The organism is Psychrosphaera aquimarina, assembly GCF_032461525.1.
Taxonomy (GTDB): Bacteria; Pseudomonadota; Gammaproteobacteria; order Enterobacterales; family Alteromonadaceae; genus Psychrosphaera; species Psychrosphaera aquimarina.
In genome coordinates this window covers 560,172-577,815 of record NZ_JAWCUA010000001.1, presented here as the reverse complement: position 1 = coordinate 577,815, position 17,644 = coordinate 560,172, and the positions used below count along the sequence as shown (strand labels likewise).

Annotated in this window: 20 protein-coding genes and 1 other RNA gene; 14 read left to right on the top strand and 7 right to left on the bottom strand. The window is 36.1% G+C overall.

Annotated elements, in window-relative coordinates; translation table 11 throughout:
• From lolA to RT723_RS02600, 7 genes are all read left to right on the top strand, one after another.
• Nucleotides 1–633 carry an outer membrane lipoprotein periplasmic chaperone LolA gene (lolA, locus tag RT723_RS02630; protein WP_315945781.1) on the top strand — a complete coding sequence of 211 codons (633 nt, stop codon included), beginning with the start codon at nucleotides 1–3 and terminating at the stop codon, nucleotides 631–633.
• A 74-nt stretch (nucleotides 634–707) separates the two neighbouring features.
• On the top strand, nucleotides 708–1,967 hold the full coding sequence (locus tag RT723_RS02625; protein ID WP_315945839.1) for a replication-associated recombination protein A: 1,260 nt from the start codon (nucleotides 708–710) through the stop codon (nucleotides 1,965–1,967).
• Nucleotides 1,968–1,993: 26 nt separating this feature from the next.
• Entirely contained in the window at nucleotides 1,994–2,374 is a 381-nt protein-coding gene (crcB, locus tag RT723_RS02620) for a fluoride efflux transporter CrcB (protein ID WP_315945780.1), read from the top strand.
• A gap of 56 nt (nucleotides 2,375–2,430) precedes the next feature.
• The gene (gene serS / locus RT723_RS02615) at nucleotides 2,431–3,744 is read left to right on the top strand and encodes a serine--tRNA ligase (RefSeq protein WP_315945779.1); all 1,314 of its coding nucleotides are present in this window, start codon (nucleotides 2,431–2,433) and stop codon (nucleotides 3,742–3,744) included.
• 13 nt (nucleotides 3,745–3,757) lie between these two features.
• The gene (locus RT723_RS02610) at nucleotides 3,758–4,018 is read left to right on the top strand and encodes a hypothetical protein (RefSeq protein ID WP_315945778.1); all 261 of its coding nucleotides are present in this window, start codon (nucleotides 3,758–3,760) and stop codon (nucleotides 4,016–4,018) included.
• Nucleotides 4,011–4,304 (top strand): DUF3301 domain-containing protein, encoded by a 294-nt coding sequence (locus RT723_RS02605; protein WP_315945777.1) that lies wholly within the window; start codon nucleotides 4,011–4,013, stop codon nucleotides 4,302–4,304. Before RT723_RS02610 ends, RT723_RS02605 begins: the two co-directional genes overlap by 8 nt.
• A 105-nt stretch (nucleotides 4,305–4,409) precedes the next feature.
• Complete coding sequence (locus RT723_RS02600) at nucleotides 4,410–6,290, top strand: methyl-accepting chemotaxis protein (protein WP_315945776.1); 1,881 nt, start codon at nucleotides 4,410–4,412, stop codon at nucleotides 6,288–6,290.
• A gap of 141 nt (nucleotides 6,291–6,431) precedes the next feature.
• Here the strand turns inward: RT723_RS02600 and ssrS are convergent.
• A non-coding RNA gene (gene ssrS / locus RT723_RS02595) (6S RNA) lies at nucleotides 6,432–6,626 on the bottom strand.
• Nucleotides 6,627–6,949: 323 nt separating this feature from the next.
• Between ssrS and RT723_RS02590 the strand changes: the two genes are divergently transcribed.
• Together RT723_RS02590 and pepP are read left to right on the top strand one after the other, a co-directional pair.
• Complete coding sequence (locus RT723_RS02590) at nucleotides 6,950–7,504, top strand: UPF0149 family protein (protein ID WP_216055918.1); 555 nt, start codon at nucleotides 6,950–6,952, stop codon at nucleotides 7,502–7,504.
• 17 nt (nucleotides 7,505–7,521) lie between these two features.
• Nucleotides 7,522–8,850, top strand: a complete 1,329-nt coding sequence (gene pepP, locus RT723_RS02585; RefSeq protein WP_315945775.1) for a Xaa-Pro aminopeptidase — start codon at nucleotides 7,522–7,524, stop codon at nucleotides 8,848–8,850.
• A gap of 110 nt (nucleotides 8,851–8,960) precedes the next feature.
• On the opposite strand, the gene RT723_RS02580 is transcribed toward pepP, so the two are convergent.
• Complete coding sequence (locus RT723_RS02580; RefSeq protein ID WP_216055916.1) at nucleotides 8,961–9,731, bottom strand: TIGR04219 family outer membrane beta-barrel protein; 771 nt, start codon at nucleotides 9,729–9,731, stop codon at nucleotides 8,961–8,963.
• A 229-nt stretch (nucleotides 9,732–9,960) separates the two neighbouring features.
• Between RT723_RS02580 and RT723_RS02575 the strand changes: the two genes are divergently transcribed.
• Both RT723_RS02575 and RT723_RS02570 read left to right on the top strand, forming a co-directional pair.
• A complete protein-coding gene (locus RT723_RS02575; protein ID WP_315945838.1) occupies nucleotides 9,961–10,335 on the top strand; it encodes a response regulator in 375 nt (124 codons plus the stop codon).
• Nucleotides 10,336–10,351: 16 nt separating this feature from the next.
• On the top strand, nucleotides 10,352–10,654 hold the full coding sequence (locus RT723_RS02570) for a PilZ domain-containing protein (protein WP_216055915.1): 303 nt from the start codon (nucleotides 10,352–10,354) through the stop codon (nucleotides 10,652–10,654).
• A gap of 59 nt (nucleotides 10,655–10,713) precedes the next feature.
• Here RT723_RS02570 and cspD read toward each other — a convergent pair whose 3' ends face one another.
• On the bottom strand, nucleotides 10,714–10,923 hold the full coding sequence (cspD, locus tag RT723_RS02565) for a cold shock domain-containing protein CspD (protein ID WP_216055914.1): 210 nt from the start codon (nucleotides 10,921–10,923) through the stop codon (nucleotides 10,714–10,716).
• Between the two features lie 193 nt (nucleotides 10,924–11,116).
• Between cspD and clpS the strand changes: the two genes are divergently transcribed.
• Together clpS and clpA are read left to right on the top strand one after the other, a co-directional pair.
• Entirely contained in the window at nucleotides 11,117–11,437 is a 321-nt protein-coding gene (gene clpS, locus RT723_RS02560) for an ATP-dependent Clp protease adapter ClpS (RefSeq protein ID WP_216055913.1), read from the top strand.
• A gap of 45 nt (nucleotides 11,438–11,482) precedes the next feature.
• Entirely contained in the window at nucleotides 11,483–13,738 is a 2,256-nt protein-coding gene (clpA, locus tag RT723_RS02555; RefSeq protein WP_315945774.1) for an ATP-dependent Clp protease ATP-binding subunit ClpA, read from the top strand.
• Between the two features lie 125 nt (nucleotides 13,739–13,863).
• Here clpA and infA read toward each other — a convergent pair whose 3' ends face one another.
• From infA to trxB, 4 genes are all read right to left on the bottom strand, one after another.
• Nucleotides 13,864–14,082 carry a translation initiation factor IF-1 gene (gene infA, locus RT723_RS02550; RefSeq protein ID WP_105053115.1) on the bottom strand — a complete coding sequence of 73 codons (219 nt, stop codon included), beginning with the start codon at nucleotides 14,080–14,082 and terminating at the stop codon, nucleotides 13,864–13,866.
• 198 nt (nucleotides 14,083–14,280) lie between these two features.
• Complete coding sequence (locus tag RT723_RS02545; RefSeq protein ID WP_315945773.1) at nucleotides 14,281–14,979, bottom strand: arginyltransferase; 699 nt, start codon at nucleotides 14,977–14,979, stop codon at nucleotides 14,281–14,283.
• Entirely contained in the window at nucleotides 14,966–15,715 is a 750-nt protein-coding gene (gene aat / locus RT723_RS02540) for a leucyl/phenylalanyl-tRNA--protein transferase (protein WP_315945772.1), read from the bottom strand. The genes RT723_RS02545 and aat overlap by 14 nt, the downstream gene beginning before the upstream one ends.
• Before the next feature lie 47 nt (nucleotides 15,716–15,762).
• Nucleotides 15,763–16,713 (bottom strand): thioredoxin-disulfide reductase, encoded by a 951-nt coding sequence (trxB, locus tag RT723_RS02535; RefSeq protein WP_315945771.1) that lies wholly within the window; start codon nucleotides 16,711–16,713, stop codon nucleotides 15,763–15,765.
• A gap of 178 nt (nucleotides 16,714–16,891) precedes the next feature.
• Here trxB and RT723_RS02530 point away from each other — a divergent pair, with 178 nt between their 5' ends.
• Nucleotides 16,892–17,638, top strand: coding sequence for a hypothetical protein (locus RT723_RS02530; protein ID WP_315945770.1), 747 nt, complete (start codon nucleotides 16,892–16,894; stop codon nucleotides 17,636–17,638).
• Nucleotides 17,639–17,644: the final 6 nt, after the last annotated feature.

Genomic DNA, 17,644 nt, shown 5'->3' with positions numbered 1-17,644 from the left:
ATGAATATATCTAAGTTAGTGACAATATTTGCATTGATCAGCAGTTTCTCACTTTTCGCCGAGCCGGTAGAAACTGAGCTTAGAAAGTTACTCGTTGATTACGACGGTTTTACCGCGGAATTTAAACAACAAGTTAAAGATACAGATAATAACGTATTGCACAGTGCATCTGGCCAATTAGTGTTTAAACAACCAGGTCAATTTATTTGGGAAATTGTCGCACCTGAACAAGAGTTGTTGATGTCTAATGGTGACACCTTGTGGTGGTTTAATCCTTTTTTAGAACAAGTGTCTATATTTGATGCAAAAGATGCAGTGGCCACTACGCCTTTTGCATTGCTAGTTTCGCAACAAGATGAAGTGTGGAATAAATTTACTATTACTAAATTGGAGTCAGGTTTTTTAGTTAAACCTAAAAATGAAAATAATTCACAAGTTAGCCAATTGGCGATTTATTTTGATGACTTCTTATTAAAGGAAATAGTTATTACCGACCGAACCCAACAGACCAGTTCATATGAGTTAAAGAAACAAGCGTTTAAAAAGAAATTAAATGTTAATTTTAACTTTGATATACCTGCTGATATCGAAATCGATGATCAACGTCCAGTAAAGACTAAGCCGGGTAAATAGGACTCATTTTGTCTCACCATACTAATATAGGTTTTGATTTTTCACCGGCTGATACTAAACCGTTAGCCGCTCGAATGCGCCCGTTGACCTTAGACCAATATGTTGGACAAAAACATTTGGTTGGCGAAGGTAAAGCCATCCGTAAAATGATTGAAGGCAAACGCTGTCATTCAATGATCTTATGGGGACCTCCTGGTACTGGAAAAACAACATTGGCTGAGCTTATTGCACAATATTGCGATGCAGAAGTAGAAAAACTTTCTGCTATCAGCGCCGGTGTCAAAGAAATTAGAGCAACCGTTGAACGAGCCAAAGAACGTCTACAACAAACCGGTAAAAAAACCGTATTATTTGTCGATGAAGTACATCGTTTTAATAAAGGTCAACAAGATGCTTTTTTGCCGTTTATCGAAGACGGTACGGTTAGTTTCATTGGTGCGACAACTGAAAATCCTTCATTTGAATTAAATAACGCTATATTGTCACGTGCTCGAGTTTATATATTAAAAGCCATAGATGAAGATGATCTGATCGCATTAGTTCAAAGAGCCTTATCCGATACTGAGTTAGGTCTTGGAAGTTTAAAGCTTAAATTATCGGATAAAAATCGGAGCTTACTTATCGGTTTAGCCGGTGGTGATGGACGTAAATTATTAAATTATTTAGAGCTGTGTGGTGATTTAGTCGCAGAAGATAATGTAATTACCAATGATATCATTGAACAAGCCACAGGCAATCAGATGGCGACCTTTGATAAAGGTGGCGATCATTTTTATGATCTTATTTCTGCTTTTCATAAGTCTGTTCGAGGTTCCGCACCCGACGCCGCTTTATATTGGTATTGTCGTATTTTAGCAGGCGGAGGCGACCCTTTATATGTTGCTCGTCGTTTATTAGCCATAGCAACAGAGGACATCGGCAATGCCGATCCAAGAGCGATGGAAGTTGCATTAAATGCATGGGATATATTTCATCGAGTTGGCCCATCAGAAGGCGAGCGGGCAATAGCGCAAGCAACTCTGTATTTAGCGGCTGCGCCTAAGAGTAATGCCGTCTATATGGCATTCAACCAAGCAAAGCGTGATGCAGCTAGTTTACCGAGTTATGATGTGCCTATGCATTTAACCAATGCGCCAACTGAATTAATGAAATCAATGGGGCGAGGTGCTGAATACCGTTATGCCCACAATGAACCTAATGGCTATGCTGCTGGCGAAAATTACTTGCCAGAAGAAATGGCAGGTACTGAGTACTATCAACCTGTGGATAGAGGCTTAGAGAAAAAAATCGCAGAAAAATTACGTTATTTAAAAGACTTGGATGCCAATGCTTAAATTATTCAAAGTATTGGATACAAAACATGATTAATCTCCTATTTGTTGCTTTGGGCGGGGCGTTAGGCGCAAGTATGCGTTATGGCGTTACTTTGTTAATGATCAGTCTGTTAGGCAAAGGTTTCCCCTATGCAACTTTACTGGTTAACGTAATAGGTTCATTTTTCATGGGGATCTTATTTAGCGTAATTGAACATGGTATGATGTCCGACTTGCCTTGGCGCTCACTATTTGGAATTGGTTTGTTAGGTGCGTTTACCACCTTTTCTACGTTTTCTTTAGACACTTTGTTGTTATTGCAACATGGTGAATGGTTTAAGGCCGTATTGAATATATTTTTGAATGTAGTGGTTTGTATTTTTGCCGCCTGGTTGGGAATGCAACTGTATATGTTAAAACACAGTTAATCTGAACTTGAGTTTGTCGAGTTTATTATAAAAATTTAGTTAAAGGGTTATTAAAAATGTTAGATCCAAAGTTCTTTCGTAACGACATAAATGAAGCTGCAAGTCGTTTGGCTACCCGAGGCTTTGAATTGGATGTTGCAAAACTTAACGAGTTAGAGACTCGCCGTAAAGACTTACAAAGTGCAACACAAGAATTACAAAACGAACGTAATACAAAATCAAAATCTATTGGTCAAGCCAAAGCCAAAGGTGAAGATATTCAACCTTTATTAGCCAGTGTTGCTGATTTGGGTGACAAATTAGATGCCGCTAAAGCAGAGTTATCTGAGCTTTTATCTGAAATTGATACCATCATTTTACAAGTGCCTAATTTACCTCAAGCTGAAGTGCCAGTAGGGAAAAATGAAGATGATAATGTTGAAGTTTTAAAGTGGGGCACACCTAAACAATTTAGCTTTGCTGTTAAAGATCATGTTGAATTAGGTGAAGCACTGAGCAAAGGTTTAGATTTTGAAATGGGGGCTAAATTAAGTGGCGCTCGTTTTGTTGTTATGCGTGGTCAAATGGCGAGATTAAACCGTGCATTGTCACAATTTATGCTTGATTTACACACAGAGCAACACGGATATACAGAAACCTACGTGCCATATTTAGTGAATCCAGAAAGCTTACAAGGTACGGGGCAATTACCTAAGTTTGAAGAAGACTTATTTCACACTAAACCTATCTCTGGTCAAACGGATAAAGAAGGTGAACAAGACAGCCGTAAGTTGTCGTTGATACCAACAGCAGAAGTACCATTAACCAACTTTGCTCGTGATGTCATTTATGATGAAGCTGAGTTACCCGTTAAATTAACTGCACATACACCATGTTTCCGTTCAGAAGCGGGATCTTATGGTCGTGATACCAAAGGGTTAATTCGTCAGCATCAGTTTGATAAAGTTGAATTAGTGCAAATGGTTAAACCTGAAGATTCAAATGAAGCGTTGGAACAGTTAACAAATCACGCGGAAACAATCTTACAAAAACTCGACCTGCCATATAGAAAAGTAATCTTATGTACGGGTGATATGGGCTTTTCAGCAACCAAAACGTACGATCTTGAAGTATGGTTACCAGCACAAAATACCTATCGTGAAATATCTTCATGTAGCAACATGGGGGATTTCCAAGCTCGCCGTATGCAAGGCCGTTTTAGAGCTAAGGGCGCTAAAAAGCCAGAGTTATTACATACATTAAATGGCTCTGGTTTAGCAGTAGGCAGAACATTGGTTGCTATTTTAGAGAATTACCAAAATGAAGATGGCACTATTACGGTACCTGATGCTTTAGTTCCTTATATGAATGGAATAACTCAGATAGGTTAATTGGAGCGATAACGTGGTTACAAAAGCGATTGCTGATGGACAGGCAAAGACGAAAAAGGTTAAACCTAGGATAAGGTTGTTAAAATACCTTTATGCTTTTTCTATCGCGTCGTGTTTCTTGGTTGTCATTTGGCTAGGTTATCAGGCTTTTCTGAGACTTAGCCAAGGTTATGATGCAAATACGTTAGATAAAGTTACTAGCTATCAGCAGGTAATATCTCCGAGTCATCAACATGACAATAATGATAAAGAAGTAGAACTGATCCATGTTTGATTTAACCACCGTATGGCTGATGATGTTTTTTATAGGCATTATTGTTATGTTTTTGCAGTTTAGAAAATTAGCTGAAATTGCAGAGTCATCAGCAAAAAATTACTGCGAACGTTATCACCTGCAATTGTTATCGGTACCAATGCAAAGCTGGAAATTAGGATACGAAAAAAAGCTAATTTTAAAAGTTAGTTTTATTTTAAATTACAGTGCGGATGGTATTAGTGCTAAAAAGGGCGAAATTATACTGCATAATGGCAAAGTTGAGCATATACACCATTGGAGTTAACTTATTTAGTATAATTTCATTTTTTAACTATCATATTTCAATTAAAGGTGAACTTTTTTTATACAGTGCCGATATATAAAGAAAGAAATTTGATAGGTATTTAAAATGAAGTTGCAGCAGAAAGTGTATTTAAGTTTAGTGACTGCGATATTGTTACCACTAATCATTTCAACATATTTATTCTCAACCTCAATTACATCATTTTTAACCTCAAAATTAGAAAACTCGGAATTACCCACCGCATTATCTGAAGTCAGAAATGCAATTGAGTTAGAACTCTCTAGCCCTATTGAAGCCGCTAAAGCAATTGCAACCAATTCGATGGTGATTAATTGGATAGCCGCTGGTGAACCTGAAAGTAAACTTCAAGAATTTACCCAATACCTTTTAAATAATAAATCGAATAATGAAGCTATCACTGCCTTTATCGTGTCGAGTGAATCTTCTAATTACTACACCAATGAGGGGATTGTTCGAAAAGTTAGCCGCAGCGAAGATCCTTGGTTCTATGATTTTTTAAACTCAAATAAGCAGTTCGATTTAAGTGTAGATATAGATAAAAACTTAGGTAGAGCGGCTGTATTTATCAATTATGCTATCTCGGTGAATAACCGTGTTGTCGCCATTGGTGGAGTAGGTCGTTCGCTTGATGCTATGACCCAATTAATCAAAAGTTATCGTATAGCCAAAACAGGTATTGTTTATTTAGTTGATGAGCAAGGCACGATCGTTTTGCATCCAGATCAAACCTTAATCGGCAATAAAATTGATTTAGCAGCAACAAAATCGAAAGTGCTTAATACGGTAGAGATTGAGAATGAAAACTATATCCGATCTAGCATTAAATTAAATTCACTCGATTGGAATTTAGTGGCTGAAATACCAAAACAAGAATTATTTGGAGCGATTGAATCTGCTATTTTCCAAAATATTATCTTTGGAGTGATCATAGCTGGCATCGGTTTTGTGCTGGTAAACTTATTAGCAAAACAAATATTTAGACCAATCCGTTCTATACACAGTTCAGTTGTCAATTTAACTGAAAAAGACGGTGATCTTACTGCCAGAATACAAGTGACAGATCAAAATGAAGTTGGTGAACTCGCGGCTCAAATTAATATTTTCTTAGACCAGTTACACAGTATGTTCAAACGTGTCTCTTCAGCGAGTGAGCAAGTAAAGTTAATAGCAGATAATGTTGCTCATAAGGTCAGTGATTCAAGGCAATTAGCCGATGACCAATCTCATAGTACACAAACGGTTGCCGCAGCGGTTAATGAAATGGAATCTACCGTCAGACAAATATCTGAAAATGCAGAGTTGGCGTCTGGCGTTGCCCATGAAACAGAAGAAAAAACTAACTCGGGTAGTGAGTTTGTGCAATTAACCATTGAACAAATGAATAAATTAGAAATATCCATGAACCATTCGGTTGACTCAGTGAATGAGTTATCAGATGAAATACAATCAATTACTCATGTGTTAGATGTTATTAAAGGCATATCGGAGCAAACCAACTTATTAGCACTGAATGCAGCTATCGAAGCGGCAAGAGCCGGAGAGCAAGGGCGAGGCTTTGCTGTAGTGGCAGATGAAGTAAGAACGCTAGCGAAACGCACAGCGGAGTCAACGGAAGAAATTAATACCATGATAGCTAAATTGCAAAATAAAGCGTCTGATGCGGTTGCTGCAATTAAAATTGGCAGTGAAGGAACCCAAAATGCGGCAGTTAGGTTAGTCACTACAGGTGAAACATTTAGATTGGTTGCTGAAGAGATTGTGCAGTTAACAGAAATGAATAATCAAGTCGCCTCATCAACAAAAGAGCAAACCTTAGCAACCGGTGAGATTAATGAAAATGTGGTGCTTATTTCAGACACGGCCAGTGAAAATAAACAAAATATGGAAGAAGCCGCTGAACTGTGTTTGGAATTAGAAGCAAACTCAAAAGAACTAGAACAATTAGTGTCTAAGTTTATTCTTTAAGTAATCGGTTTCTACAGGTTCATCGTGGTGTAAATAAACTGATTAATTACGATTAATACTAAAATGAAGTCGTTATCAAAATATTGAATTTAGATGTGTATAAATAACACTTAGGCGAGCTTAAAAATAAATAGTAATATGGTGGAACCCAAGGTGCCGATGAAAACCTAACCCATGAACAACCGACGTGTTCAGGGCGGAAAATATATTTTTGCCGTAGGCTTCTCGATTGCCCACCGAAGTGAGTCGAGCTTGCGCAATAGCAAATAAAATACTTTCCTGTAAAAGTATTATCGGCTCAGGGATACAATTTTCTGTCAAACACCCCAGGTAACCATATTAAAAAGTAGTCCAACAAAATGTAATACACTAATAATATTAATGCACACATAATCGTTATTCTATTTCGTCGCGGAATATAACAGGATTAGAATTTAGCTCAAGTGCAAAAGTAAACTTTTTGGATGAATGAATAAATATTTATCAAACTGCTTAGTTATCAATCAGAGTTACGTTAACTCTATGGTTAATCCATTGGTAACACTACCCACAGCGCTTAAAACAGTGATAAGCTAACAGCATATCGTTATATTAATTTTGTCTATTTCTTACTGGATTTATGGTTTGTTAAGAAATAAGTATTTTTGAAAGGTTTCCAAATGAATCATGACCAGTTAGTTTCTGTTTTAAATGAACATGACTTTACCGCTACAGCCAGTGAACTTCACGGTTTATTAACCGGATTAATTGCTGGCGGCATGTTTAGAGAATCCACCGATTATCTAGATCATATGTCTGAGTTATTTAACAATGGATTAACCGTAAAAGGTTCATTAAAAAAAGCGGCTGAAACGATTGTAGAACAAGTATTTAGTCAACTTGAATCTGAAGATATGTCATTTGAATTATACCTTCCAGATGATGATGAGTCGTTATCAGATCAAGCCGAAGAGTTGTTAAATTGGGTGCAATACTTTTTAGTTGGTTTTGGCTTTAATAAACGAGATCTAACCATGTCTTCAAATGAAGCACGTGAAATCATTGAGGACTTTACCAATATTACTCGCATGGATACTCAATTAGACGAAGACAATGAAAGCCAAGCTGACTTTTATGAAGTCATCGAATTTGTGCGTATTTCTACCGTATTATGCCATCAGGAATTTGGTAAAGCGGTTAATCAGGCCAAACCTGTTACAAATACACTTCATTAATCAATAAGTTGTAAAATATGCCTTCAATTCCTATTAATGAATTTAAGTTAAGACGAGAGCAATTGTTAGCAAAATTAGCAGACAATAGCTTAGTTGTAATGAGTGCTGCTAAAGAAGTGACTCGAAGTAGAGATACTGATTATGCATTTCGTCAAAATAGCGACTTTCATTATTTAACTGGTTTTCCTGAACCTGATGCTTGGTTAATTTTAGAAAAAGTAGGGGGCGTTACAAAAACGAGTTTAATTTGTCGGGTCAAAGATAAAACCGCAGAAATATGGCAAGGAAGGCGGATTGGCAAAGATCAAGCAAAACAACAATATCAATTTGATTACACGGCATCATTAGATGAATTAGAAAGTGTATTAAAAACCAGCTTAAACAATAAAGACGTTTTATATTGGTCACAAGGCGATGACGAATCAACGGATAAACAAGTATTTAGTTTGTTAGCGCAATTAAGATCATCAGCTCGAATGGGGTTAACGGCACCAAATAAACAAATTGATGTTCGTCCTCTTATTCACGAAATGCGTTTATATAAATCGGCTAATGAAATAAACGTTATGAAATCTGCGGGTGAAATTTCAGCCGCAGCTCATTGCCGTGCAATGCGTTTTTCTGCTACACAAGTTAAATTAAACAAACCTGTTTTTGAATATCAATTAGAAGCTGAAATACATCATCATTTTGCGATGAATAATGCTCGTTTTCCCGCTTACGGCACTATAGTTGGCGGTGGTGATAATGCGTGTATATTACATTACACGGAAAACCAAGATCAGATTAAGCCTACAGATATGGTTTTGATTGATGCCGGTTGTGAGCTTGAAGGTTATGCTGCTGACATCACAAGAACGTTTCCTGTGAACGGTAAGTTTAGTCCAGAACAAAAAGTCATTTATCAATTAGTATTAAATGCTCAGCAAGCCGTGTTTAGTGCAATTAAGCCAGGTGTTACTTTAAGCGAGTTAACATCGATATCGGTAAAGGTCATTACAAGTGGCTTACTAGAACTCGGTATTTTAACCGGAGATATTAATACAGTTTTAACCCAAAATGCGCATAGAGCTTATTATATGCATGGATTAAGTCATTGGTTGGGTTTAGATGTACACGATGTGGGCAACTACAATATTGAGGGTGATGCAAGACCACTTGAAGCTGGAATGGTATTTACCGTCGAGCCAGGGATTTATATCGACGCGGACTCAAATTGCGATTCTAAATGGCATGGCATTGGTGTTAGGATAGAAGATAATATCGTTATTACCGAAGATGGTTTTATAAACTTAACGGATTCCGTTCCTAAAACGGTAGAAGAAATAGAGTCCTTAATGGCGTGAATTAATACACATTGAGTATTTTTAATAAAATGCGTTGTGATTCAGAGTTCATCAAGCATAAAAAAAGGAGTAGGTATTAACCTGCTCCTTTCTTTTATTTTAGTAAATATTTATAGGTGTAAAGAAATACCTAAGAATATACCAGACATATCGATATCTGCAGTTAAGTCATCACTGTCGCCACCGAAATCAGTAGGGTCAATGTTTAGTTGGAAAGCACGGTAACCTGCTTCAACATTAATATCTAAAACTGGGATCATAGGGATTGTGTAACGTGCAACTACTTGGTAATCCATGTGGTTAGTTTCACCGTAACCAATATAGTTTGCTTCTGCCATCACAGATAAACCTGTAAATGGAAGATAACCACCAACACGAGCAAAAGCCATTGGAATAGGCGCGTCTAATTTTGCTATACCAGTGTTAATTGCTAGTTCACCGTCAAATTGGCGAATGTTTAAACCAAAATCTACAGTAATAACTGGTAATGGTAGTCCCCAATAAAGCGTTAAATCAGTGTGATTTAAATTAACATTAGAATCTAATGTTACGTTGCCACTGTATGTTTCTCCACCAAATTCAAAGGACTTATCAATAGAACCCATACCTGTGGTTTCTAATGTAGTTTGTCTAATTTGGATATTTGGCACAACTGGAATTGGATGCTCGAATGCAGCCCAAATAACATTATTATCAGAATCTTCTAATTGTAATGTGTTCTCCAAAGATAGGTCGAATGGTTCACCCGATGCAGTTGCAGAGATATCTCCTTTATAAGCAGTATTCCAAGAATAACCGCCAGCCCAAAAATCAACCAAAGGCAGCGCTGCTACATTAGTTGATGCTAATACGAGTGCAATTGCAGTAGCCGTTTTTTTCATTTTTATAATTCCCTTGATAACTATTAAAGTTGTTATTTCTAATTTCAATCTTAAATCACTGTAATGTCAAACATTTTAACAGTTTTTTAGCTTTTTTATGTTATAAATGTCAGAAAATTTTTAATTTATTTTTTACTAAATATAGCAATGATATTGAAAATTTGTATATTACTTGTTAAGTATTCTTATTGAACTGAAAGTGATAAATTCAATTACATGGAGTTAGGGAATTAAATTGAAAAATATTCGCGTGTTATTAGTAGATGATGAAATTTTTAATTTTGAAATGTTAGACATAGCTTTAGGGAGTAAATACAACTTAAGTTATGCATCTTCAGGTCAGCAGGGATTATCTTTGTCAATTGAACAATCCCCACAAGTTATACTACTGGATATTTGTATGCCAGGATTAGACGGCTATGATACGTGTAGGTTATTAAAGAATACGCCTGAAACAAAAGAGATCCCGATAATTTTGTTAACAGGTTTGGATAACGAAGAAGAAGTAAATGAAGGGTTCATGGCTGGTTGTGATGCATATATAACTAAGCCTTTTGAAATGACTGAATTAATGACAAAAATAGAACATTTATCAGAATTATAATTAAAAAGGCGACGGTATGATTAAGTACAGTGACAACCGCAATTTTTTCAGGATGATGGTTAATACAAATATTGAAATTGATATTTCAGATGCCGATGCCGGACGAAAATTAGACGCAGTTTGTAGAGACTTAAGTGCAACAGGCATGGCGGTAGAGTCCGACGAACCTATTGAAGTTGGGACAAATGTTATTTGCCGATTAGAAGGTGCAAGTCCTGAACTGCCAGCATTAAAAGCAAATGCAACAGTGGTTAGGTGTTCACAAGAAGAAGAGGGTGGCTCTTACTTATTAGGCATAGAAATAATAGAGCATCTGTAACATTATACAGGCATAAAAAAGCACCCAATGTACGAGGGTGCTGTTTGTTCAAAATATGTTTACTTTTCGCCAAGTTTTATATTTATAGCATGTAAGCCTTTTGGCCCTTCAGTAAGGTCAAATTCTACGTCTTGCCCAGCTTTTAGAGTTTTGTAACCATCCATAGTGATAGTTGAGAAATGAGCGAAAATATCTTCTTCTTTACCTTCTTCTTTAATAAAACCAAAACCTTTAGCGTTATTAAACCACTTAACTTTTCCGAGAGCCATACTTCTACTTCCTTTGTTAAATTTTGAACGATTGTTGTTGTAAGTTTTTGTATAAATTTAAAGCGATCAATAAAATACTGTAGATAATTTAAGCAAATAGTCAAGTTTTAACAACTATGTTTTGTGAATTGACTAATATATTTATATAAAGGAAGTAACTTATTAACATTAATGCAGAAATATTTGTGAATATATGCCAAAAATAACAGATAGTGAACACGGTACAGGCTTATTAAAAGAAGCTGCGAAAAGTAAGTTGAAAAAGCCGCCAATGTATAAAGTTATCTTGAATAATGATGACTACACCCCCATGGACTTTGTAGTAACGGTGTTAGTTAAGTTTTTTTCTAAAACGTTGGAAAGTGCAAATCATATAATGTTTAAAGTACACAAAGATGGAAAAGCCGTAGTCGGCACATATACTGCAGAGATTGCAGAGACAAAAGTAGCACAAGTAAATCAATTTTCTCGCGCCAATCAACATCCATTGTTATGCACAATGGAACAAGAATAACTAAATTTATATTTAGTATTCGTTTGACCATATAAGAGGGTGTCTATGTTAAACAAAGAATTAGAAGTTACTTTGAATGAAGCATTTCGTTATGCAAAGTTACACCGTCACGAGTTCATGACTCTTGAACATTTATTAATGGCTCTATTAGACAATTCCGACGCTAAAGATGCATTGTTAGCATGCTCAGCTAATTTAGATAAAATTAGGGCTGAACTAGCTGAATTTATAGCTCAAACCACACCTTATTTGCCAGAAGACCCTGAAGAAGAAAAAGACACTCAGCCAACACTTGGGTTTCAACGTGTATTACAACGCGCTGTATTTCATGTTCAATCTTCAGGTAAACAAGAAGTAACTGGAGCGAATGTATTAGTTGCAATTTATTCAGAACAAGAGTCACACGCAGTTTATGTATTAAAAAGTTTCGATATTACACGTTTAGATTTAGTTAATTATATTTCGCATGGTGTTGATCAAAACGAAAATGGTAATGATGGCGAAAATGTTGAATCTGAAGATGGTTCAGCAGACGCGGAGAACACGCTAGATAGCTTGTGTATCAATTTAAACGAATTGGCTACACAAGGAGGCATTGATCCTATTATCGGACGAGAGCATGAGATAGAGCGTTGTATTCAAGTACTTTGCCGTCGTAAAAAGAATAACCCTTTATTAATTGGCGAAGCTGGGGTAGGTAAAACAGCAATTGCTGAAGGTTTAGCGTTTAAAATCGTTAATAAAACCGTTCCGGAAGTCATAGAAAATGCTACTGTTTATTCTTTAGATATGGGTAGCTTATTAGCCGGTACTAAATATCGTGGTGATTTTGAAAAGCGGTTAAAAGCCTTGTTAAAACAATTACAAGCACAAGAACACGCGATTTTATTTATTGATGAAATTCACACAATTATAGGTGCTGGAGCTGCTTCTGGAGGCGTAATGGATGCTTCTAATTTACTTAAACCTTTATTAGCAACGGGCAAATTACGTTGCATGGGATCAACTACATACGGTGAGTTCAGGAATATCTTCGAAAAAGACAAAGCGTTAGTTAGACGTTTTCAGAAGATTGATGTTGAAGAACCAAGTGTGGAAGATACCACTAAGATATTAATTGGGTTAAAGGAACGTTACGAGCAACATCATGGTGTTAAATATACCAACTCGGCGTTAAGAGCGGCAGCTGAATTATCTGACCGTTATATTAATGAACGTCATTTACCTGATAAGGCGATTGATATCATTGATGAAGCCGGTGCGCATCAAAAAGTGTTACCGAAATCCAAACGTAAAAAACAAATTAACGTGAGCATTATCGAGCAGATAGTCGCTAAAATTGCTCGTATACCTGAAACATCAATATCGCAATCAGACAAAGATGTGTTACGAAATGTTGATCGTAACCTGAAATTAGCCGTATTTGGTCAAGAAGAAGCTATTGATGCCTTAACGGCAGCCATTCGTTTATCACGTTCAGGCCTTGGTAGTGAAGATAAACCTATTGGTAGTTTCTTGTTTGCCGGTCCTACTGGTGTTGGTAAAACGGAAGTAACAAAACAGTTGTCGAAAGTCTTAGGTATTGAATTATTAAGATTTGATATGTCGGAGTATATGGAACGTCATGCCGTAAGTCGTTTAATTGGTTCACCTCCAGGTTATGTTGGCTTTGAACAGGGTGGTCAATTAACAGATGCGGTAATGAAACATCCACATAGTGTGGTGTTGTTAGATGAAATTGAAAAAGCGCATCCAGATGTGTTTAATATTTTATTGCAAGTGATGGATCATGGGACATTAACGGATAACAATGGCCGTAAAGCTGATTTTAGAAATGTTATTTTTGTTATGACAACCAATGCTGGTGTGATGGAAGTGTCGAAAAAATCAATCGGCTTTTCCCATCAAGATCACAGTTCTGATGCTATGGAAGAAATCAAACGTACCTTTAGTCCAGAGTTTAGAAACCGTTTAGATAATATCGTATGGTTTAACCACTTAAATGAAGAAACTATTTTACAAGTAGTCGATAAGTTTATCGTTGAGTTACAAGCACAGCTTGATAAAAAACAAGTTGAATTGGAAATTTCAGAACCAGCAATGAAATGGTTAGGTGAGAAGGGATACGATAAAACGATGGGAGCGAGACCGATGGCTCGATTAATCCAAGATAAATTACGTAAACCTTTAGCTAATGAAGTTCTATTTGGGAAATTAGTTTCTGGTGGTTTAGTGAAAGTCGGTGTTAAAAAAGACGAACTGAGTTTTACTTACGAAACTAAAGTAGCCGAAACAGCGTAATTATTAGATAAAAAATAATACGTTAAATTAATCGAGATGGAGCTCGCTTAATTTAACCATTAAAATGTAGATATAAAAAAACCGAGAATTATCTCGGTTTTTTTTATACTTATTTACGAATCGAACTATCTAGCACGGAACGTAATGCGACCTTTCGAAAGATCGTAAGGAGTCATTTCCACTGTTACTTTGTCACCAGTTAAAATACGGATGTAATGTTTACGCATTTTACCGGAGATATGAGCAGTCACAACGTGACCATTTTCTAATTCAACACGGAACATAGTATTTGGCAAAGTGTCTAAAATTGTACCTTGCATTTCAATAACGTCTTCTTTCGCCATTAAGCGTATAACCTCTGGGACTGTTTTGTAAGCGTAAAAAAATAAGCGCAGATTTTGCCCAAATTTGCTCTAAAAGTAAAGGCAATACTGGAAATAAATAGTATTTAACTTGGTAAGTTGAAAGATCAGGGAGTTATAAAGGAATAAAAACTTATATTTTTTTGCGTTAAAACGTGCTCGATGTACATAAACCTAGTGTTATTCGATAAATTCGAACCAACCATCTTGGGTGCGTATTTGATAAGGCGTAAATCGAGTTTTATAATTCATTTTTTCACACTCTTTAATGTAATAACCTAAATATAACCAATTTTTATCTAATTGCTTGGTGATATTAATTTGCTGCAAGATCATTAAAGTCCCTAAAGAGTATTTTAGATATTCAGGGTCATAAAACGTGTAAACGGCAGATAAACTATCTGGTGTCACATCACAAATCGCGACAGCAATGAGGAGCTCGTTATCATATAGCTCAATATATACCTTATCCATCCATTCACATTTGGTAAAACTTTCTAATTGGGTTTCATTAGCCGGGTACATGACCCCATCTACGTGTTTAGTATTAATGTATTTTTCGAATAATGGGTAATATTGCTCCGATACTTTATTGGCTAAATTTACTTTGAATTTATCGGCTTTCTTGAGTATGCGCTTTTGACTGTTTTTAAGGTTGAATGTATACACGGGCAAACGAATAGATTGGCAGGCATTACAATTAGAACAATGAGGTTTATATACATGATCTTCTGAACGTCTAAATCCCTGATTTTGTAGGGCTGAATATATAATAGGCGTCAAAGGTTGTTCATCAATATAAACGAGTAGTTGCTCTTTTTGATCTGGTAAGTAACCGCAATCAAACGTTGTCGATAATCCAAATTTAACGGTAGTCATATAAACTAATAAATGTTTGCCATTGTATAAACTTAGAAGAAAAAACAGATATTGGTAACCTTTGTTTTCGACTATCCGTCAATCGTTCTAAATAGAGGTCTCTTGATATTAGACTCGCGCCCATGCTCATAAGATAAGGGTTAGGTAATTGGCAATCGATAAATGCACCTTCAAAATCTTTTAATAAATTAGCTAAACATATTAATGCTAATTTTGATGCGTTTGGTTTTAATGAAAACATCGACTCGCCACAAAAACAATTACCAACTAAAACACCGTAAAGTCCACCAACAAGCTTTTTGCCATTATTGTCTATTTCCCATACTTCAATGGAATGAGCATGGCCTGATTTATGTAATTGTTGGTAACACCTCTTCATTTCTGAAATGATCCACGTACCTTCAGAGTTTGGTCTGGGTTTAGCGCAATGTGATATTACTTGATCAAACTGTGTGTTTATACTGACGCTATAATTACACTTGTTTAAAAATTTCCTCAGAGATTTGTTTACTCTAATATCAGAAATATTTATTACAGCTCTCGGATCTGGACTCCACCACATAATAGGCTCATCCGAAGAGTACCAAGGAAATATTCCTTGCTGATAACCATTAAAAACACGTTGTGGATTTAAATCGCCACCTATAGCTAATAAACCGGCTGGTTCATCTAGAGCATGAGACGGTGAAGGAAACCAATTAAGGTCGTCTGATAAATAATGAAGAGTGTTATTCAATTTAATTAAAGATTAATAGAGGAGGGAAAACCCTCCTCAATTAACACTTATAGAGCGTCTAAGTAACGTTCAGCGTCTAACGCTGCCATGCAGCCAGTACCTGCAGACGTAATAGCTTGACGGTAAATATGGTCACAAACGTCACCCGCCGCAAAAATACCTTCTACATTCGTCGCTGTCGCATTGCCATCAAGGCCGCTATGAATTTTTATATAACCATTGTTCATGTCTAATTGACCATCGAACATTGCGGTATTAGGTTTATGTCCAATAGCGATAAACAATCCCATAACATCAAACTCTTCCTGAACGTCAGATTGTGTGTCGTTAAGGCGTACGCCTGTTACACCCATATCATCACCTAGGACTTCATCTAAGGTTTTGTTTAAATGTAAAACAATGTTGCCTTTAGCCACTTTATCCATAAGACGCTTAATTAAGATTTTTTCAGCTTTAAATGTGTCACGTCTATGCACAAGATGAACTTCAGAAGCGATGTTGGATAAATAAAGTGCTTCTTCAACTGCAGTATTACCACCGCCTACTACGGCTACCTTTTGATTACGATAGAAGAAACCGTCACAAGTAGCACAAGCTGATACGCCTTTACCCATGAACGCTTGTTCAGACTCTAGACCAAGATATTGTGCTGAAGCACCAGTACAAATAATTAATGCATCACAAGTGTAACTTACAGAGTCACCTTTTAATGAGTATGGCTTTTTGCTGAAATCAACAGAATTGATGTGATCAAAGATAATTTGAGTTTCAAATTTTTCTGCATGTTCTTTCATGCGCTCCATCAATATAGGACCGGTTAGATCGTTTGCATCACCTGGCCAGTTTTCAACTTCAGTTGTCGTAGTTAATTGACCACCTTGCTGCATACCTGTAATCAAAACAGGATTTAAATTTGCTCGTGCTGCATAAACCGCAGCAGTATAACCTGCAGGACCTGAACCTAAAATAATCAAACTATGATGCTGAACTTCACTCATTAACGACTCCAATACGCCTTTAAAACAATTACTGTTATTTATTGGGGGGATCATAACGAGTTGCAAGTTCCAAACAAGTTAAATTTTAAAAAAAGTAGTATAAATACGAAATAGGATATAATTTAAGATATTACTCAATATGCGTAACATCTAATTCTAACTTTAAAGAAGTAGGTAAATGGCGAAAGTGACCAGATTGCTTTGTTTATTTTTGTTAATTATTAACGGCCATGCCATTAGTAAAGAATTTGTTATTGGGGTTGAAGACATCCCTTATTACCCTCTGTTTGATTTCAACCAAACAACTCCAACCTACACAACAGAATTATTTAATGAATTCGGGAAACAATATGGGCATACATTTAGATATGTACCATTACCCATCAAACGTTTCGAAAAATGGCTTGAAGAAAATGAAATCGATTTTAAATATCCGGATAACCCACGTTGGTTCGCTGATAAAAATGCACACAAGAATTTAATATTTAGTGATTCAACACTTGAATTAGTTGCTGGGACGTTAACTAAGTCTGATTCCGACTTGACTGAAGATAACTTTAAAGTCTTAGGGACTATTTTGGGGTTTTATCCATCAATTTGGATTGAGAAGATCATAGATAAACAAATTAACTTATTTGAACATCCATCCACCATGGTATTAGTCAGACAAGTATTAGAAGGGCAACTCGATGGTATCGATTTAGAAATGAGCGTGGTTAATCATTATTTAGCGAAATTAGGTCGGGAAGGCGAATTGATTATCAACAAAGACTTTAAGTATGAAGTGTATGATTACCACCTATCTACTATTAAACATAAAGATGTAATTTTACAGTTCAATGAGTTTATAGCGAAGAACAAAACGTATATTTTACAACTAAAAACTAAATTCAACATTATTGATCATAAGCCTTATTTGGGTTGAAATTCA